This window comes from Hydrogenophaga sp. RWCD_12 (assembly GCF_046604225.1).
Classification (GTDB): Bacteria; Pseudomonadota; Gammaproteobacteria; order Burkholderiales; family Burkholderiaceae_C; genus Hydrogenophaga.
On record NZ_JBKIXC010000005.1, the window covers coordinates 21270 to 37494 of the forward strand.

Sequence of the window (16225 nt, forward strand, 5' to 3'; positions counted from 1 at the left end):
ACGTGGAGGTGGGCTCAGGCGTAGAGTTCGCGCGCGATCTTCAGCGCCAGAGTGTCCGGCAGTTCGACGTCGTCGAAGCTCAGCGTCTGCCCGGCGCTGACGGGGCGCGTGATCACGGCATCCTGGATCAGACCGATTGGCACGTGTCCCTTTGCATCGGCGATGCGGGCGGCCTCACCGCGCACCTGGAAGCCGCCGATGGCGCGGTCGACGCGGGTGCCCACCGGCAGGTCGGTCTTGGCAATGCCGACAATGGAAATGGTCGGTTTGCTGGAGTTGTTCAGCAGGACGCCGCCTCCACCCAGGACACGGCGGACCGTCTTGATGATCTCGTACTGGCACAGGTGGAACGGGCGCACCAGTACATAGTACGGACCGTCGCCGAGCTTCAAGTAGTTAAGTGCCTTCCATTCGGATTTGTCGTGCGTGCCGACCACGAACACACCGGCATTGCCCGGCGCGAGCACGTAGTCGGAGATCGCCTGGCCGCGCTCGGCGGCAGTGCGCGCCAGTTCGATGGCGGCCTTGGTCACGTCGGTGGCCTTGGGTCCTTCCATGCCCTGGCGGGTGATGGTGCCGCCAAAGCCGTTGGCCACCAGCGCCTGCTCGATCTGGATCTTGGTGCCGTCGGTGAAGGAGGTCGTCTGCTCTACGCTGATGCCTTGCTTGCCGGCCCAGTACGCCATTTCTTCGGGCGTGGGGTGGTGGTTGAGGAAGCCCTTCATGTTGCCGTAGACGAGCGGCTTGAAGCCCATCATCACCGCCTCTTCGCGCAGCGCGGCGATCGAACCGGGCTGGTCGCCCTCGGCCTCGGTGAGCAGACCCTTGTCGGCGAACCAGGAGCCGGTGGTCACGTGGAACTCGGAGTTCATCGTGACCACGGGTTTGCCGGCGCGCAAGGCGATGTCGATGATGCGCGTGGCGTGCAGCACGTCACCGCTGCACTCGACGATCAGGTCCGACTTGTCCAGCAGCTCCTGTTCGGAGTGGGTGAAACGGTCGGTCCAGGGGAAGAAGTCGACGCTGCCCTGGCGGCGGGTGAGCACGACACTGAGTTCCAGGTCGGGGGCATGGTTGTGCACCAGCCGGGCGAAGCCGCTGGCGATGAATCCTGTGCCGACGAGGCCGATCCGTTTTTTCGGGCTGTTCATTCGATGTGACTTTCTGGGGGAGCTTGCGTATCAGACGCTGTAGCGCAGCCGGCTGTCCGCGGCTTCAAAGTTCTGGTCCTGCGGGGCATAACCGGACACCAGCTCGACCAGCAGCAGCTTGGTGCCGTCCACGTCGCGGTGGTCCAGCACGGCTTCGAGCTGGCGCAGCTTCTCCTGCAGGACTGGCCAGGCGAGGAATTCCTCGTGGGCCTTCATGATCCGGGGATGCGAAGTCGGCCGCGGGTTGTTGCCGATCAGCAGTTCCTCGAACAGCTTTTCGCCCGGACGCAGGCCGGTGATCTCGATGGCGATGTCGCCTTCCGGATTGGTTTCGTCCTTCACGCACAGACCCGAGAGTTCGATCATGCGGGTCGCCAGATCGAGGATCTTCACCGGATCGCCCATGTCCAGCACGAACACGTCGCCGCCCTTGGCCATGGCACCTGCCTGGATGACCAGCTGCGCGGCTTCCGGGATGGTCATGAAGTATCGGGTCATGTCCGGGTGCGTCAGCGTGATCGGCCCGCCATCGCGGATCTGGCGCCGGAACTTGGGCACGACCGATCCCGACGACCCGAGCACGTTGCCAAAGCGCACCATCGAGAAGCGCGTCCGGGGCGAGGTGTCGGCCAGGGCCTGCAGTGCCATCTCGGCCAGGCGCTTGCTCGCGCCCATGATGTTGGTCGGACGCACCGCCTTGTCGGTGCTGATCAGCACGAAGTCGGCGACAGCGAATTCGGCGGCGATCTGGGCAGCGGTCAGCGTGCCCAGCGTGTTGTTGCGGATGCCCTCGATCGGGTTGTGTTCCACCAGCGGCACGTGCTTGTAGGCGGCGGCGTGGTAGACCGTGTCGGGTTTCCAGTCGGCCATGACTTCGCGCAACCGCTGGCCGTCCCGCACGGACGCAAGCACTGGGACGATCAGGACACTTTCCGATTCCAGCCGCTCCTGCAGTTCCTGCTGGATCTCGTACAGCGCGAACTCGCTCTGTTCGACCAGCACCAGGGTGCTGGGGCCGACCGCAAGGATCTGGCGGCACAGTTCGCTGCCAATGGAGCCACCGGCGCCGGTCACGAGCACGACCTTGTCGGTGATGTTCTTGCCCAGCAGGATGTGGTTGGGGCTGACCGCTTCGCGACCCAGCAGATCGTCGATGTCCAGCTCGCGCAGGTCCGAGGTGCTGACCACGCCCTGCGCCAGTTCGCTCACGGCCGGCAGGGTGCGCACCTGCACATGGGCACGCTGCATCTGGGCGATCAGCTCGTTGCGGCGGTGGCGGCTGAGCGACGGGATCGCCAGCAGCACGGTGCTGACCTGCAGCGAACTCACCAGGCCCGGCAGGTCGGCCGGGCTGTAGATCGACAGGCCGTTGAGCACGTGGCCGTGCAGGCGGTCGTCATCGTCCATGAAACCGACCACACGCATTTCATGGCTGTTGGCCATCGCAGCCGCAAGCTGGCGCCCGGCATTGCCAGCGCCATAGATCAGCACGCGGGGCAGGGCGATCAGGCGCAGCTGGTTGCGGTACAGGCCACCCAGCCAGAAGCGGGCGAGCATGCGCGACGCGCCGACGGTGAACAGCAGCAGCAGCGGCTGGATCAGGCCGACGGTGCGGGGCACACCGTCGATACCGAAGGCGGTGAACACGGTTGCGAACAGCAGGGCGTAGACCGCGCAGGCCTTGAGCACCGTCATCAGCGCTGCCATGCCCGAGTAGCGGAAGATGGCGCGGTAGAAGCCGTTGACGATGAAGATCGGCAGGGCCAGCACCAGCGAGACGCCGACCGCCGACATCGGCTGCCAGAAGCTGTCGCCGGACAGCTTGACCCATTCACCCAGCCGCAGGTAGTAGGCCAGCCAGACGGTCAAGACACACAGCGCGGCATCCACGGAGAGCACCACCACGCGCTTGGCGGGGCGGGGCATGGCCAGGATCGGAAGGGCAACTCGGTTGAGCATGGGTGTCGGAGGCGCCTCAGTGGGTCACGCCATCACGGCGCAGCACGCGCCACGCCGTGAGGAAGATGATCTTCAGGTCGAACCAGAACGACTGCTTCGCGAGGTACTCGGCGTCCAGTCGAACCTTCTGCGGGATGGGCAATTCGTCGCGTCCGTTGATCTGGGCCCAACCTGTGAGGCCCGGTGGCAGGCGGTGCACGCCAGCCTGAGTACGGGCTTCGATCAGATCGGTCTGGTTGAACAGCGCCGGCCTGGGGCCGACCAGACTCATGTCGCCTTTGAGGATGCTCCACAGCTGCGGCAATTCGTCCAAGCTGGATTTTCGCAGAAAGGAGCCCGCAGAAGTCAGATACTTTTCAGGATCTGAAAGAAGGTGGGTGGCCACGGCGGGGGTGTCCAGCCGCATGCTGCGGAATTTGGGCATCTTGAACAGCTGGTTGTCCCTTCCGACCCGGTCACTCCAGTACAGGGCAGGGCCGGGGGAGGAGCGGCGCACCCACAGCGCGATCAGCCCGATCGGCAGCAGCAGCACCAGTCCCACGAGCAGCGCAAAAGTCACATCGAAGGCACGCTTGATCACCGGACGTCCCGTGTCGCTGATTGCAGGCCCTGTTGCACCGTGCAAACAGGCGCCCACTGCAAAACCCGGCGAGTATGCCCGATGTCCGCCTGCAGGCTGCCGATCAGGCGCTCGATCTGGTCGGCGCGTCCCGTCAGGCGGCCGGCCAGCCGCAGCCCGGCTGGCGGGAAGGGAATCAGTCGGGCGGGGCGTCCCAGCGCCAGGGCCATGCCGCGGATCAGGTCGGGTGTCGACAGGTCCTGTCCGTCGGAGACCAGGAAAGTCTCGCCCGCAGCGGCCGGGCGCACGGCACAGAGCGCCAGCAGGTCCGTCAGGTTGTCCAGTGCCACCATGGAGCGCAGATTCCGGATGGAGCCCAGGGGCAGCGGAACGCCCCGGTGAACGGCCTGCATGAGGCGCAGGAAGTTGGCCTTGACGCCCGGGCCGTAGACCAGCGGCGGGCGCACGATCACCGTCTGCAGCGAGCTTTGAGCCGCCACGGCTAACAGTGCCTGCTCGGCTTCCCACTTGGATATCCCATAGGCATCCTCCGGGGCGGGCGGGCTGTCGGCGCGCAAGGGTTCACCGGGCCGCGACCGCTCGCCCAGCACCTTGATGGAGCTGACATGCACCAGGCGTTGCACGCCGCAGCGCACCGCCGCCTGCGCGAGGGACCGGGTGCCCTCGACGTTGATGCGCCGGCAGATCTCCAGATCCTGCGGGCCGGGACGCAAGGCAATGTGCGCGCGCGCCGCGCAATGGACGACGACATGGACACCTTCCAGAGCGTTCGTCCAGTCTGTGTCCGGTCCGAGCTCACCCACGATCCGGGCCTCGGGCCATTCAGGACGTGGAGTCCGCAGCATCGGGACCACAGGGTGCCCGAGGGCCTGCAGGTGGCGGCACAGGGCGCTGCCCACAAAGCCGCTGGCGCCGGTGACCGCAATCACCGGCTTCATGCGGTCAAAGGGCCCGCCAGGCCGGACAGCTGGTCGGCATACCAGGTGATGTGCTGCTCCGACACCCTGTGGTGCGTCGGCAGGAAGCTTGCTTCCATGACCGCACGGGCACCTGGGAACGTGCGCCGTGAGGACTCTTCCGCGCGCTGCACGACCTTCTCGTACATGCGCCCAGAGCTGATGCCCGGCCCTTCGAGGCTGGCACGCACGGGGTATCTCAGATAGGGAAGCACGGCCGGCATGTCGAACCGGAGGGCTTGGGGAATGCTGCGGTGGTAGAGGTCCGAGATGCGGGTCCGACCGGCACCGTCCCAGGTCTGCAGGCTGTGGGTGATCCAGCGGGCGCGGTCTTCGCACAGGGAGCGGATGTCGATGGAGCGCGATTCCTTGTCGATCGCATTGGCCGAATGGCGTCGCGTCACCTTCTGTCCGACCAGCGACCAGGCGGGGCCGAGCAGCACGCTGCCCACCAGCGACAGGGCCACCTGCCGTACCGCACCGCATTCCATGTCGAGAGCCGAGTACCCGCTGCGGAAGGCCTCACCGCCCAGCAGGGCGCCGCCGCCCATGCCGGACGCCTGCTTGCCGGGACCGAAGCTCAGCACCTGGAAATCCGCCCTGCTGTCCCGGTCGGGCAGGGTCTGGGCACGGTCCTCGATCACGAGGCAGTCCGGAAACAGCTGTTTGTAGGGGCGCACCGGGGCGCCGAACAGTGGCGTCGGCACCAGCGCGATCTTTCTGCCCGCCGACCGTTCAAGCCAGCCGCTCACGGCGGCCAGATCGAGATCCAGGTCGGCAGCGACGTCGACAAACACCATGTCCGCCCCGGCTTCGTCCAGCGCCTGCACCACGGAGTCGCAGGTGTAGGCAGGAACGATGAACAACAGGGACGGGTGCTGGCGCAGCAGGTTCTGCGCCAGGAACTTCATGGCCTGACGGCCCGCTCCGAAGAACAGCCATCCGGGCTCGCTGGGCCGGCTGCCATAGCGCACGTGGGGAATCAGCGGGGGAATGGGCAGGGGCGGGTGCATGGTGGGGGACGACATACAATTTGCCGTTTGTCCGCCCGGTCACCCGGCGCGTGCTTCACAGCGTCTGTCCACGCCGATTTTCCCCCATCTCCTGCGGGTGCCTTTTTCCGCAGGACCTCGGGCGATCCGGTTTCCAGTATTCACAGTCCTTTGCGCCACTCTCGCCCGCTTTCCCTGTTATTGCGCTCACAAGCGCTCCTGGCGTGGTGCCTGACGGTGCTGCCCCGGTGGAGGGGTGCGCTCCAGGTGCTCCGGCTGGTGCTGCTCAGCGGCCTGCTGACGTTCAACCTGGGCCTGCGTTCCAAGCCCTACCAGCTCGATGTGGTGCTGGACGCCAGCATTCCCGTGACCGCCACCGCGCAGGTGTTCTATTCGCTGGACGGGCTCTCGTATTACCCCGAGAACAGCCAGATCATGGCGCACAAGGTGGTCGACGGCCGCATGGCCATCGTCTTCCGGCTGCGCAGCGCCAGGCCGGTCAAGACCATCCGGCTGGACCCGCTGAACGAGGTGGGTGCGCTGACCTGGTCGGGCCTGACCCTGCATGGCAACGCCGGGACCTGGACACGCCGGGGTGCCGAGCTGCAGGGCCTGTTGCACCACCTGGACCAGTTGAAGATCGTGTCGTCGGACGACACTGGCCTGCGGCTGGAAGCCACGGGCATCGACTCGAAGCTGCTGATCGATGTGCCGGACGGACTGATGCGTCTTTCGTGGGGCCAGCGCGCGCTGCCCTGGCTGAAGTCGCTGGGGGTGAGTCTGCTGTTGGCCGGCCTGCTGGAACTGCTGATCTGGCTGTTGCGCCCCGGACACCGGTTCCGCCGCGCGGTCGATGCCGGGTTGGGCCGGGTGGCGAAGGCGGTGAGCGATCCCTCGGTGCTGACCGTCCCGGCGTCGGCCATCGGTGTCTATGCCGTGCTGCTCCTGCTGGCCAGCGTCTGGGTGGGCGGTAAGCTGCACCAGTCCTCGATCGGTCTGTGGGATGGCATGTACCCGCCCGAACACGTGGAGCGCACGGTGAGCCTGGGGTCGCCCAAGCCCATCCGCAGCGACGAATGGGGGACGCTGACGCCCTGGATCCTGAACCAGGCCCAGACGGGCATGAAGAACGACAACGCCAACATCGGCGCGCCCGGTTCGCCCATGCTGGCGGGGGCGCCGGTGCTGTCGCCGGTGATGGTGGCGCAGCCCAAGTACTGGGGCTTCGTGTTGCTGGACATCGAGCGCGGCTTCTCCTGGTACTGGGCCTACAAGTCGTTCGGTCTGGTCGCCGCGTTCTTCACCTTGCTGCTGCTTCTGACCCGGGGCGATACCGTCGTTTCTTTGGCGGGAGCGCTGGGCATGTTTGGCGCGTCCTATGTCCAGTGGTGGTACTCCAGCGTGCCCTCCGAGGTGATTTCCGGCTTCGTGATGGCGGTCGTGGGCAGCGTCTATCTGCTGCAGGCGCGCGGGGCCAAAGGAATGGCGGTCGGTGCCGTGCTGGCGGCGCTGTCGGTGCCCAATCTGCTGCTGCAGCTGTACCCGCCGTTCCTGCTCCAGATGGGCTATCTCGCGGCTTTCCTGCTGTTGGGGCTGCTGGGCAACAAGGCCGCACTGGAGAACTTCCGGTTCCGCCAACCGCAGCGCTGGGTAATCATGGGCCTGTCGGTGCTGATCGTGGCGCTGCTGGTGGGTTCCTGGTACCTGCAGGTGCGCGACGCGGCGCAGGTCATGATGAACACTGCCTATCCAGGCAAGCGCGTCAACCTGGGCGGCGACTATCCCTGGTACGCGATCTTCTACGGTGTGTTCGAGTCCTGGAAGATCGACGACTCGGTGATTCCGTTCCCGCCGGTCAATCCGTCGGAAGCCAGCACCTTCTGGATCCTTTTCCCGCTGGTGGCTGTGATGGTGCCGTGGCAACGCTGGCGGCAGCCGACCCTGCGCGTCGTGGCGTTGCTAATGGCCTACTGTCTGCTCCTGCTGGCCTGGACCTGCCTGCCTCTGCCGCATGTGCTCAAGTCGCTGCTCTCCAGCCTGGGCTGGTCGCTGGTGCCGGCCTCGCGCACGCAGATCGGATTTGCCGTGGCCTCGGCCCTGATGATGGCCATGCTGGTGTCGGCAACGGCACGGGGGGAACTGAAGCTGGTGAAGGTGCCGGGGGCGGTGCTCGCCGTCGGGCTGGCGCTGGTGGTGGCTGTGTATGGCAAGTACCTGGCGACCCACGATCCGGTGTTCTTCTCCAACGGCCGGATCGCGCTGGGCGCTTCGGTGGTCGGTCTGCTGGTCTATGCGGTGCACCGCGGGCTTCGCTGGATGTATCTTGTGCTGATGGTGCTGGTGGCCTTGCCGACGATGTACGTCAACCCTGTGCAGAACGGCCTGGGGCCGTACCTCAACAAACGCAGTTTCCAGCTGGCCAAGCAGTTCGGCGGTGAAACGCAGGACAAGTGGGCGGTGTTTGGCAATCTCCGCCTGGCACAGGGCTACCGTTCGCTGGGGCTGAGGGTCATCAACGGGACGTACTATTCGCCGCGGGCCAACCTGCTGGAACAGCTCGATCCGGACGGCCAGTACAAGGAAGTCTGGAACCGGTACGCACACGTGGAGCTGGTCAGCGGCGAGCCAGGCCTGGAGCCGCGGTTCGACCTGAAGTACGCCGACCACTACCGGATATTCCTGGACGTCTGCGGGCCCCACATCCGCGCTGCGGGAGTGACCCACGTGGCCTACACCTACGCGCCCAGTGCGCGCGAAACAGCCTGCATGGAGCCGTTGATCGTCAACGACTTCAGTGGCGAGAGTCTGTACCGCCTGCGGGCGCTGAACTGAGGACAATCTTGACTTCTCTGGACATTCTGGTTCCCTACTGGGGCGATCCGCGCCTGATGCGGGAGACCGTGGAAAGTGTGCTGGCGCAGGACTGCGACCGCTGGTTCCTGACCGTGCTGGACGATTGCTATTCCGATCCGGCCATCGGCGACTGGATGAAGACCCTGAACCACCCCCGGGTCAAATACCTGCGCAACGAAAAGAACCTGGGCATCGTCGGCAACTACCAGAAGATGCTGACCATGGCCACGCGCGAGCTGGTGATGTGGCTGGGTTGTGACGACGTGCTGCTGCCCAACTACGTGAGCACGGTGCTCAATGCACACGAGAAATTCCCCGACGCAGCCGTGATCCATCCCGGCACGCAGACCATCGACGAAAACGGCAAGGTGGTGTCGACGCTCACCGACTGGGCCAAGACGAAACTGGTCATGCCGCAGAGCAAGGAGCCGCAGCTGCTCAGCGGCGAATCGCTGGCGACCAACCTGCTGGTGGGTGACTGGATGTACTGGCCGGCGCTGACGTTCCGCGCCGACCGCCTGCACAAGGCGCAGTTCAACCCCGAGCTGAAGATCACCCACGACCTGGCCTTCGTTCTGGAGCTGGTGTTCTCCGGCGAGTCGCTGCTGGTCGATCCGACAGTGTGTTTCTCCTACCGCCGACATTCCAACAGTGCCTCGACCAACAGTCTGTTCGACGGGCGCCGCTTCAAGGAAGAGCGCCAGTACTTCGCGATCGCGCGTGCGCAGGCCGAGAAGGCCGGCTGGAAGAAGGCCGAGCGCGCGGCTCGATGGCACCTGACCTCGCGCGGCAATGCGCTGTGGATCCTGTGCAATGCCGTCGTGCAACGTCGCTGGTCGTCGGTGCCGATCCAGCTCGAACACATCTTCAACCGGGTGGGACCGTGAACGGCTTCGTGACCGAATTGCCACCGCTGCCGCCACCCCGGAACGTGCGTTCCCGGGCCGCGCGGCACCGCTCGCAGACGCAGGCCGACGTGGTGCCGGAGTCGCAGGTGTCGACCGCGCTGCACAGTGCCGATTTCGTGGCCCGCTGGCGCAACATGCTGGTCGAGCTCTATGGCTACCAGCAGCGCGAGGGTGTGCTGCTGGTGCCGGGTGTCACCGGCGGGCGCACGGCGGTGCATGTGCCACTGCTGAGCTACTCGGAGCTGTCGATGGACGAGGCCCGGGCGCTCCAGGGCCGGCTGGACAGCGGCAGCTTCCAGATCCGTGTGCTCGACGGCAGTGTCCAGTCGTTCCAGCCGAACGAGACGGTGACCATGCGCCTGAACCTGGCGTCGGGCTCCGAAGACGAGGTCTTCAATGGGCTCATTCCGTCCAAGTGCCGCAACCACATCCGCAAGTCGGAGAAGTCGGGCATCCAGATCCGCGTGGGTGTGGACGAAGACCTGATCGACGACTTCTACCGGGTCTGGGGCACGACCATGCACCGGTTCGGCACGCCGGTGTTCGCGCGGCGCCTGTTCTCGCTGCTGCCCAGACACGTCGACACCCGCTACCTGGTGGGTTACCTGGACGGCAAGCCGGTGTCTGGTGTCTGCCTGGTGCTGGATGAGAAGGTGGCGTGGGTGCCGTGGGCCGGGTCGTTGATGGAGTACCGCAACGTCAGCCCCAACCACATCCTGTATTGGCACGCGATCCGGATGTCGCTGGAGGCCGGTCGCCCGGTGTTCGACTTTGGTCGCTCGGGTTATCAGGCGCCGACCTTCGTCTTCAAGGAAGAGTGGGGCGCCGAGCCGGTGCGGGTGGTGACCCTGTCTTCGAGCCAGTCGGACGTGTATTCGAAGTACACGCTGGCGGCCAATGTGTGGAAACGCCTGCCGCGCGTGCTGGTCGATGCCGTGGGGCCGCGACTGTGCCGTTTTCTGCCGGACCTCTGACGGGCCGGTGCGGATTTGAATTGAGGTGATGTGAATGCAGGATTCTCTGAACAGGCCCTCGGGTGATCGCAAGGACGTGGCGGTCGTCTTGCCGGCGTACAACGAAGAGCTGACCATCGAAGCGACGGTCCGCGACTTTCATTCGGCGTTGCCCGAGGCCAGCATCTGGGTGATCAACAACCGGTCGGCCGACCGGACCGAAACCATTGCGCGCGAGACGATCGCCTCGCTGGGTTGCCGTGGTGGCGTGATCAACGAGATGCGACCGGGCAAGGGCAACGCGGTGCGGCGTGGTTTCCTGGAAATCGATGCCGACGTCTACATCCTGGCCGATGCGGACATGACCTATCCGGCCAGCGAGGTCGTGACCCTGATGGAGCCGGTGGTCTCGGGCAATGCCGACATGGTGGTGGGTGACCGCCACTCGGCCGGACACTACGCGGCCGAAAACAAGCGTGCCTTCCACGGTTTTGGCAACAAGATCGTGCGTGATCTGGTCAATGTGCTGTTCCGCAGCAAGCTGGCGGACATCATGAGCGGCTACCGCGTCTTCAGCCGCCGCTTCGTCAAGAACTACCCGATCCTGGTCGAGGGCTTCGAGATCGAGACCGACATGACCCTGCACGCGCTGGACAAGCGCTTTCGCATCATCGAGCTGCCGGTGAACTACAAGGACCGGCCCGATGGCAGCGTGTCCAAGCTCAATACCTTCAGCGACGGTCTCAAGGTGCTGTTCACCATCGGGAACATCCTGCGCTACTACCGCCCGATGCTGTTTTTCGGCGCCGTCGGATGCCTGATGGCGCTGGCCGGTCTGCTGGCTGGCCTGCCGGTGCTGCTGGAGTTTCTGGAGTACCGCTACATCCTGCATGTGCCGCTGGCCATTCTGGCGACCGGGCTGGAGATCGTGGCGGCCGTCGTGTTCGCCATTGCGCTGTTGCTCGATTCGATCGCGCACCAGGACCGCCGCAACTTTGAGCGCCAGCTGCTGAACCAGGAACAGCACTGAGCGATGCGCGGACTCCACCCCTGTCGGCTCGGCGGGTCATGAGCACTCCGGCGTTTCCGCGGTCTGTGCTCCGGGCGGGGCTGGCCGCAGGCGCGCTGTTTCTGCTGACGCTGCTGCTGTTGCGGGGGCTGTCCTTCGGTTGCAGCAACACCGTTTGCCATCCCTGGGGTTACCGCTTTGGCGCAGCCCTGTTGCTGGGGGGTCTTGCACTCGCTCTGCCGGGGTGGGTGCTTCTGAACCACTGTTGGCCCCGGGGTGGCCAGGGGCTTGGGTTCCCTTTGTTCACGTCCATGGCCGCCGGGCTGGTGACGGTGATGGTCTATGTGTACGTCCGGTCGCTGTTCAACCAGCTTGTGCGGGATGTGCCGGTGACGCGCTGGGAACTGGTGGGACTGGTCATGGTGGCGGGAGTCCTTGCGCTGCGAGGTGCGAGGCAACAGTGGTCTTCCCGTGGTGAGGGCGCGCGGGACGTCTGGCACCTGGTCCTGGAAGTGGTGCTGCTCGCGGTGGTCTGCGTGGTGATTGCCGGCCGGGAACTGCCGCGCACTGTGTTGCTGTCCAGCGATCCCGACTACCACGTGTTCTTCGGTCTGCAGGTCGAGCGCTTTGGCGGGGTTCCCTACCACCAGCGCGACTGGGGCGACCAGCCCTTCAACTATCCGGCCGGTTCGGGTGTGCTGCTTTTCGTCTGGCGCCAGATCAGCGGGCTGGACCTGCGCAATCTGGTGACGGCCCTGCCGATCCTGTTCCAGGTGGTGGCGGCCTTCGTGGTGGTCGAGCAGTTCATGACCCGGGTCGAGAGGACCTCCCACCGGGTCATCCTTCTGTTGTGCGCGCTTTGCATGACCGTGGCCGGATTCCTGTTCCCGCTGTTTGTCCAGTACGCCCACATGGAAAGCGGTGCGCGGCAGATGGCCATCCTGGTGGTGGCGCTGTTTCTGGCCTGGGTGATTGCCAGTGTGCGCGAACCCGGTGCGGGAACAGGCCGCTGGCTGGTGCCGCCAGCGCTCGCCTTCTTTGTCCTGATGGCGCTGAATCCGGCCCATGCGGCCTTGCCCGCCTGCGTGCTGGTGGCACTGGCGGTGTACGGCTTCTTCACCGGCAAGAGAAGCTGGATCCTGCTGCTGGTCCTGCTGGGTGGTTTGGCCATGGGCGTGCTCGACCCGTTCTATCAGACGATGGTGGGCTACACGCAGGGCGCGCGCACCGACACCGTCATCTACGGCCCGGCGCTGACCATCAAACCCTTGCCCGTCATCGTGCGCGACACGGTCGATGTCCTGTTGCACGGCTATCCGGGATTCTTCCGCCAGCTCTCCGTGCTGCTGACCGAGCAGCAATGGAAGATCTTCCTGTCCCTGCTCGTGTTCTATGCCGCCTGCCTCTTCGGGTTGTCGCCCGGGGCCAGGGTCTCCAGGGCGGCATTCCTGTCGCTGCTGGCGCTGCTGCTGTCGATGTACGGGGTATATGCCTTCACACAGGCGCTGGCGACCGACATCCGCACCTTCCTGCTGGCGCCCTACATCTTTTTCAATCTGGCCCAGTACAAGGCCTTGCTCCTGACCTTCATGGCCGCTTGCGTGCTGGGCACCCTGATGCAGGCCCGACGCCATGTGGTCTGGCTGGTGCTGGCCGGCGTCTGCCTGGTGTTGCCGGTCTGGTGGCTGGTGCGCGGTGCGCAGCCGATGGTGCTGGAGCCGCGGCGGGATGACTGTGGCGCCCTCGGCTGTATTGAAGACGATGACCTGGGGCTGCTGCGCCAGTTCGAACAGCTGGTGGCACGGGGCGAGCTGACGCTCCCGTCCGGAAAGACACCCAAGGTGCTGATTCCGAACGCGGTCGCCAAGATGGAGCTGGAAACCTGGATTTTTCCGGTCTCATCTGCACGGGTCTTGCCCTACTTCAAAGTGCTGCCTGCGGCCTTCTATTACTTTCAGGGCGATGCGCAATACGGCACAGCGTCGTATCTGGCGCATGTCTGTGAGCGACTGGACCGCGCGTGGCTTCTGTCCAAGGGCATTGCCTACGTGTATCTGCCGTCCGAGCGCGAGCAGGCCTGTGTGGCGGGCAGGGAGGCGCTCATTGGGACGGAGCAGGTGGTGCTGAACGAGGGTGGAGCCTATCTGCTCAAGTTGCGGGAACCGCTCGGGGAGCTGACGGTCCCAGCTGGACATTGAAAGACATTGGCATGGCTCGGTTTGGTGGTTTTCTGGTTCGTCTGACGAACCTCTGGTCGGCGGTCATGGCGCGCAGGTGGGTCCGCGTGCTGCTGACGCTGCTGGTGTTTGCCCTGCTGGGGGCGGCGGCACACCGGGCGCTGCCCAACCGCTACGTCCTGGATGTCGAGCTGAAGGCCGATACGCCGGCCGGCAGTTCGGCCCAGATCTACTTCTCCCAGGACGGCAAGAGCTTCTATCCGCAGAACATCGTCGGCATGGTCCGGATCTTCGAGGCGGGGCAGCAGAGCTTCGTCGGACGGATCTATTCGCGCAAGCCGGTCAAGGCCCTGCGGCTGGATCCGGTGGACCGCGTGGGAGCACTGGAGTGGCATTCGCTGACCATGCAGGGCCCGGGGGCCAGGCTCGATCTCCAGGGAGATGCGCTCCTGGCCCGTTCGCCGACGCTGGACCAGCTGGAATTGCAGAGTGCCAACCCGCAGCGACTGTCGTTCCTGTCGACCGGCGTGGACGCGAAGGTCGGGCTGGTGGTGCCACCCGAACTGGTGTCGCAGTCCGATCCGAACCGCAAGGCGCTGCGTCTGGAGGTCTTCTCGGCGCTGGCGGGCTTGTGTCTGTTGGTGCTCGTGCTGGACCTGCTGAAAATCCGTTTGTCGGTCCTGGGCCGGACCGTGCATGGGTGGGCTGCGCGGATGGCGAACTGGCTCAGCGATGAGGCCACGATCGTTTTTTCAGCGTGGGCCGTGATGGTCTATGCGGTGCTGCTCGTGCTGTCGGTCGTCTGGGTGGCACTGGGTCTGTACCAGTCGTCGATTGGTGTGTGGGACGAGATTTACAGTACCAGACCGGCGGAGCGGTCGATTTCCGTGGGCTATCCCAAGGAGATCCGCAGCGACGAGTGGGATGTGCTCACGCCCTGGATGCTCAACCAGGTGCAGACCGGCATGAAAGTGGACAACCCGAACATGGGCGCGCCTGCCGCGACCATCCTGGCCGGTGTCCCGGTCGACGGCCCCCTGATGCTGGCGCAACCCAAGTACTGGGGCTTCGAGCTGCTGGATGTCGAGCACGGCTTCTCCTGGTACTGGGCTTTCAAGACCTTCGGAATGATCGCGGCCGTGTTCACGCTGCTGCTGGCCCTGACACGTGGCGATGTGGTGGTGTCGCTGGCCGGTGCGATCGCGCTGTTTGGCTCTTCCACTGTTCAGTGGTGGTTCTCGGGTTTTGCTCCCGAGATGATCATTGGCCTGTCTGTGGCGGTGGTTGGGAGCCTGTACCTGCTGTGGGGCCGCAAGTCCGGGGGCATGGTGTTCGGTGCTGTGTCGGTGGCGCTGGTGGTGCCCAACCTGCTGATGCATCTGTACCCGCCACACCTTCTGCCCGTGGGGTATCTGGGAGTCTTCCTGTTGGGCGGCCTGATGCTGCGGCCTGGCGCTTTGGCAGGCGTTCTGGTGCGCTGGCGACCGCGGCTGGTCATGATGGTGATGGCGCTCGTGCTGATGGGGTGGCTGGTGTCGGTCTGGTATGCGGCGACCGCCGACACCGTGCGGCTTGTGATGAACACGGTGTATCCGGGCAAGCGCTTCTTTCTCGGTGGCGATCTGCCGCTGTACCTGGACTTCCACGGCATCTTTGAGTCCTGGAAGATCGAGGAGTGGCCGGTACCGTTTCCGCCCACCAACCAGACCAAGGCCAGCCGCTTCTGGGTGCTGTTTCCGCTGGTGCTGCTGATCGTGCCGGTCTGGCACTGGCTGAAGCCTTCGTACCGGGTCAAGGTTTCATTGCTGGCTTACTGTCTGCTGGTGCTGTGCTGGGCGTCGGCACCGCTGCCGGCGTTCGTTCGTCTGGGTCTGGCGCACCTGGGCTGGTCCATGTCCGATCCCTGGGACAGCGCGTTCGGCATGGGGGTGGCGTCAGCCCTGTTGCTCGCGGTGATGGTGGCCGAAAGGGCGCGTGGCGAGTTGACGGTGCTGCGGCCGTCCAGCTGGTTGCTGGCATTGGTGGCGTTTGCCCTGGTGCTTTCGTACGGCTTGTCGCTGGCGTCCTTGGATTCGGAATTCTTCGACATCAACCGGATCCTGCTGGCTTCGGTGGTCGTGTCGGCGGTGGTCTGGGCGGTTCACCGGGGCAACCGCTGGCTGTACCTGGGTCTGATGCTGATGGCCGCGGTTCCGCCGCTGCACGTCAATCCGGTGCAGAACGGCCTGAGGCTCTATCTGGACAAGGACCTGTTTTCCAACGGGCGGCACCTTGGCGGCGATGGCGCCATGTGGGCCGTCTACGGAGACCTCCGTGTGGCGCAGGGCTTCAAGGCCGAGGGGCTGCGCGTGGTCAACGGAACCAACTACGCCCCGCGGATGCAGGTGCTCGATGTGCTGGATCCGCAGAAGAACGGCCAGGACATCTGGAACCGGTACGCACACGTGGAGTACGTCTCCGGGAAGACCGGAGCCGAACCTTCCTTCGACCTGGTGTTCCCGGACCACTACCAGATCGCTCTGGATGTGTGTGGTCGGCACATCCGGGCGATCGGCGTGACGCATGTGGCCTACACCTTTGCACCTTCGGCCGCGGAACTGTCGTGCCTGGAACCTCTGCAACCACCGGTCTCCGATGGCGCTGTGCGCTACTTCCGCCTGAAGTGAGGGCGCACGAAGACGGGCAGG

Annotated in this window: 11 protein-coding genes; 6 read left to right on the forward strand and 5 right to left on the reverse strand. The window is 65.2% G+C overall.

Annotated features, from left to right (window positions below; translation table 11 throughout):
* Window positions 1-14: 14 nt before the first annotated feature.
* The 5 genes from ACLIJ1_RS18680 to ACLIJ1_RS18700 are packed head-to-tail and all read right to left on the reverse strand — an operon-like array spanning window position 15 to window position 5674.
* On the reverse strand, window positions 15-1151 hold the full coding sequence (locus ACLIJ1_RS18680) for a hypothetical protein (RefSeq protein ID WP_411367064.1): 1137 nt from the start codon (window positions 1149-1151) through the stop codon (window positions 15-17).
* A 30-nt stretch (window positions 1152-1181) separates the two neighbouring features.
* A complete protein-coding gene (locus ACLIJ1_RS18685) occupies window positions 1182-3110 on the reverse strand; it encodes a polysaccharide biosynthesis protein (protein WP_411367065.1) in 1929 nt (642 codons plus the stop codon).
* Between the two features lie 16 nt (window positions 3111-3126).
* Entirely contained in the window at window positions 3127-3687 is a 561-nt protein-coding gene (locus tag ACLIJ1_RS18690; RefSeq protein ID WP_411367539.1) for a sugar transferase, read from the reverse strand.
* Window positions 3687-4628, reverse strand: a complete 942-nt coding sequence (locus ACLIJ1_RS18695) for a UDP-glucose 4-epimerase family protein (RefSeq protein ID WP_411367066.1) — start codon at window positions 4626-4628, stop codon at window positions 3687-3689. Before ACLIJ1_RS18695 ends, ACLIJ1_RS18690 begins: the two co-directional genes overlap by 1 nt.
* On the reverse strand, window positions 4625-5674 hold the full coding sequence (locus ACLIJ1_RS18700) for a hypothetical protein (protein ID WP_411367067.1): 1050 nt from the start codon (window positions 5672-5674) through the stop codon (window positions 4625-4627). The genes ACLIJ1_RS18695 and ACLIJ1_RS18700 overlap by 4 nt, the downstream gene beginning before the upstream one ends.
* Window positions 5675-5905: 231 nt before the next feature.
* On the opposite strand from ACLIJ1_RS18700, the gene ACLIJ1_RS18705 reads away from it, so the two are divergent.
* The 6 genes from ACLIJ1_RS18705 (at window position 5906) to ACLIJ1_RS18730 (ending at window position 16204) form a co-directional block, all read left to right on the forward strand.
* Complete coding sequence (locus ACLIJ1_RS18705) at window positions 5906-8470, forward strand: hypothetical protein (protein ID WP_411367068.1); 2565 nt, start codon at window positions 5906-5908, stop codon at window positions 8468-8470.
* Window positions 8471-8478: 8 nt separating this feature from the next.
* Window positions 8479-9378: a glycosyltransferase gene (locus tag ACLIJ1_RS18710; RefSeq protein WP_411367069.1), complete on the forward strand. Its 900-nt coding sequence runs from the start codon at window positions 8479-8481 to the stop codon at window positions 9376-9378.
* Window positions 9375-10373: a GNAT family N-acetyltransferase gene (locus ACLIJ1_RS18715; protein WP_411367070.1), complete on the forward strand. Its 999-nt coding sequence runs from the start codon at window positions 9375-9377 to the stop codon at window positions 10371-10373. The genes ACLIJ1_RS18710 and ACLIJ1_RS18715 overlap by 4 nt, the downstream gene beginning before the upstream one ends.
* Window positions 10374-10407: 34 nt before the next feature.
* The gene (locus tag ACLIJ1_RS18720) at window positions 10408-11382 is read left to right on the forward strand and encodes a glycosyltransferase family 2 protein (protein ID WP_411367071.1); all 975 of its coding nucleotides are present in this window, start codon (window positions 10408-10410) and stop codon (window positions 11380-11382) included.
* Between the two features lie 290 nt (window positions 11383-11672).
* Window positions 11673-13559 (forward strand): hypothetical protein, encoded by a 1887-nt coding sequence (locus ACLIJ1_RS18725; RefSeq protein ID WP_411367072.1) that lies wholly within the window; start codon window positions 11673-11675, stop codon window positions 13557-13559.
* Between the two features lie 11 nt (window positions 13560-13570).
* Complete coding sequence (locus tag ACLIJ1_RS18730; RefSeq protein ID WP_411367073.1) at window positions 13571-16204, forward strand: hypothetical protein; 2634 nt, start codon at window positions 13571-13573, stop codon at window positions 16202-16204.
* The last annotated feature ends 21 nt before the right edge of the window (window positions 16205-16225 follow it).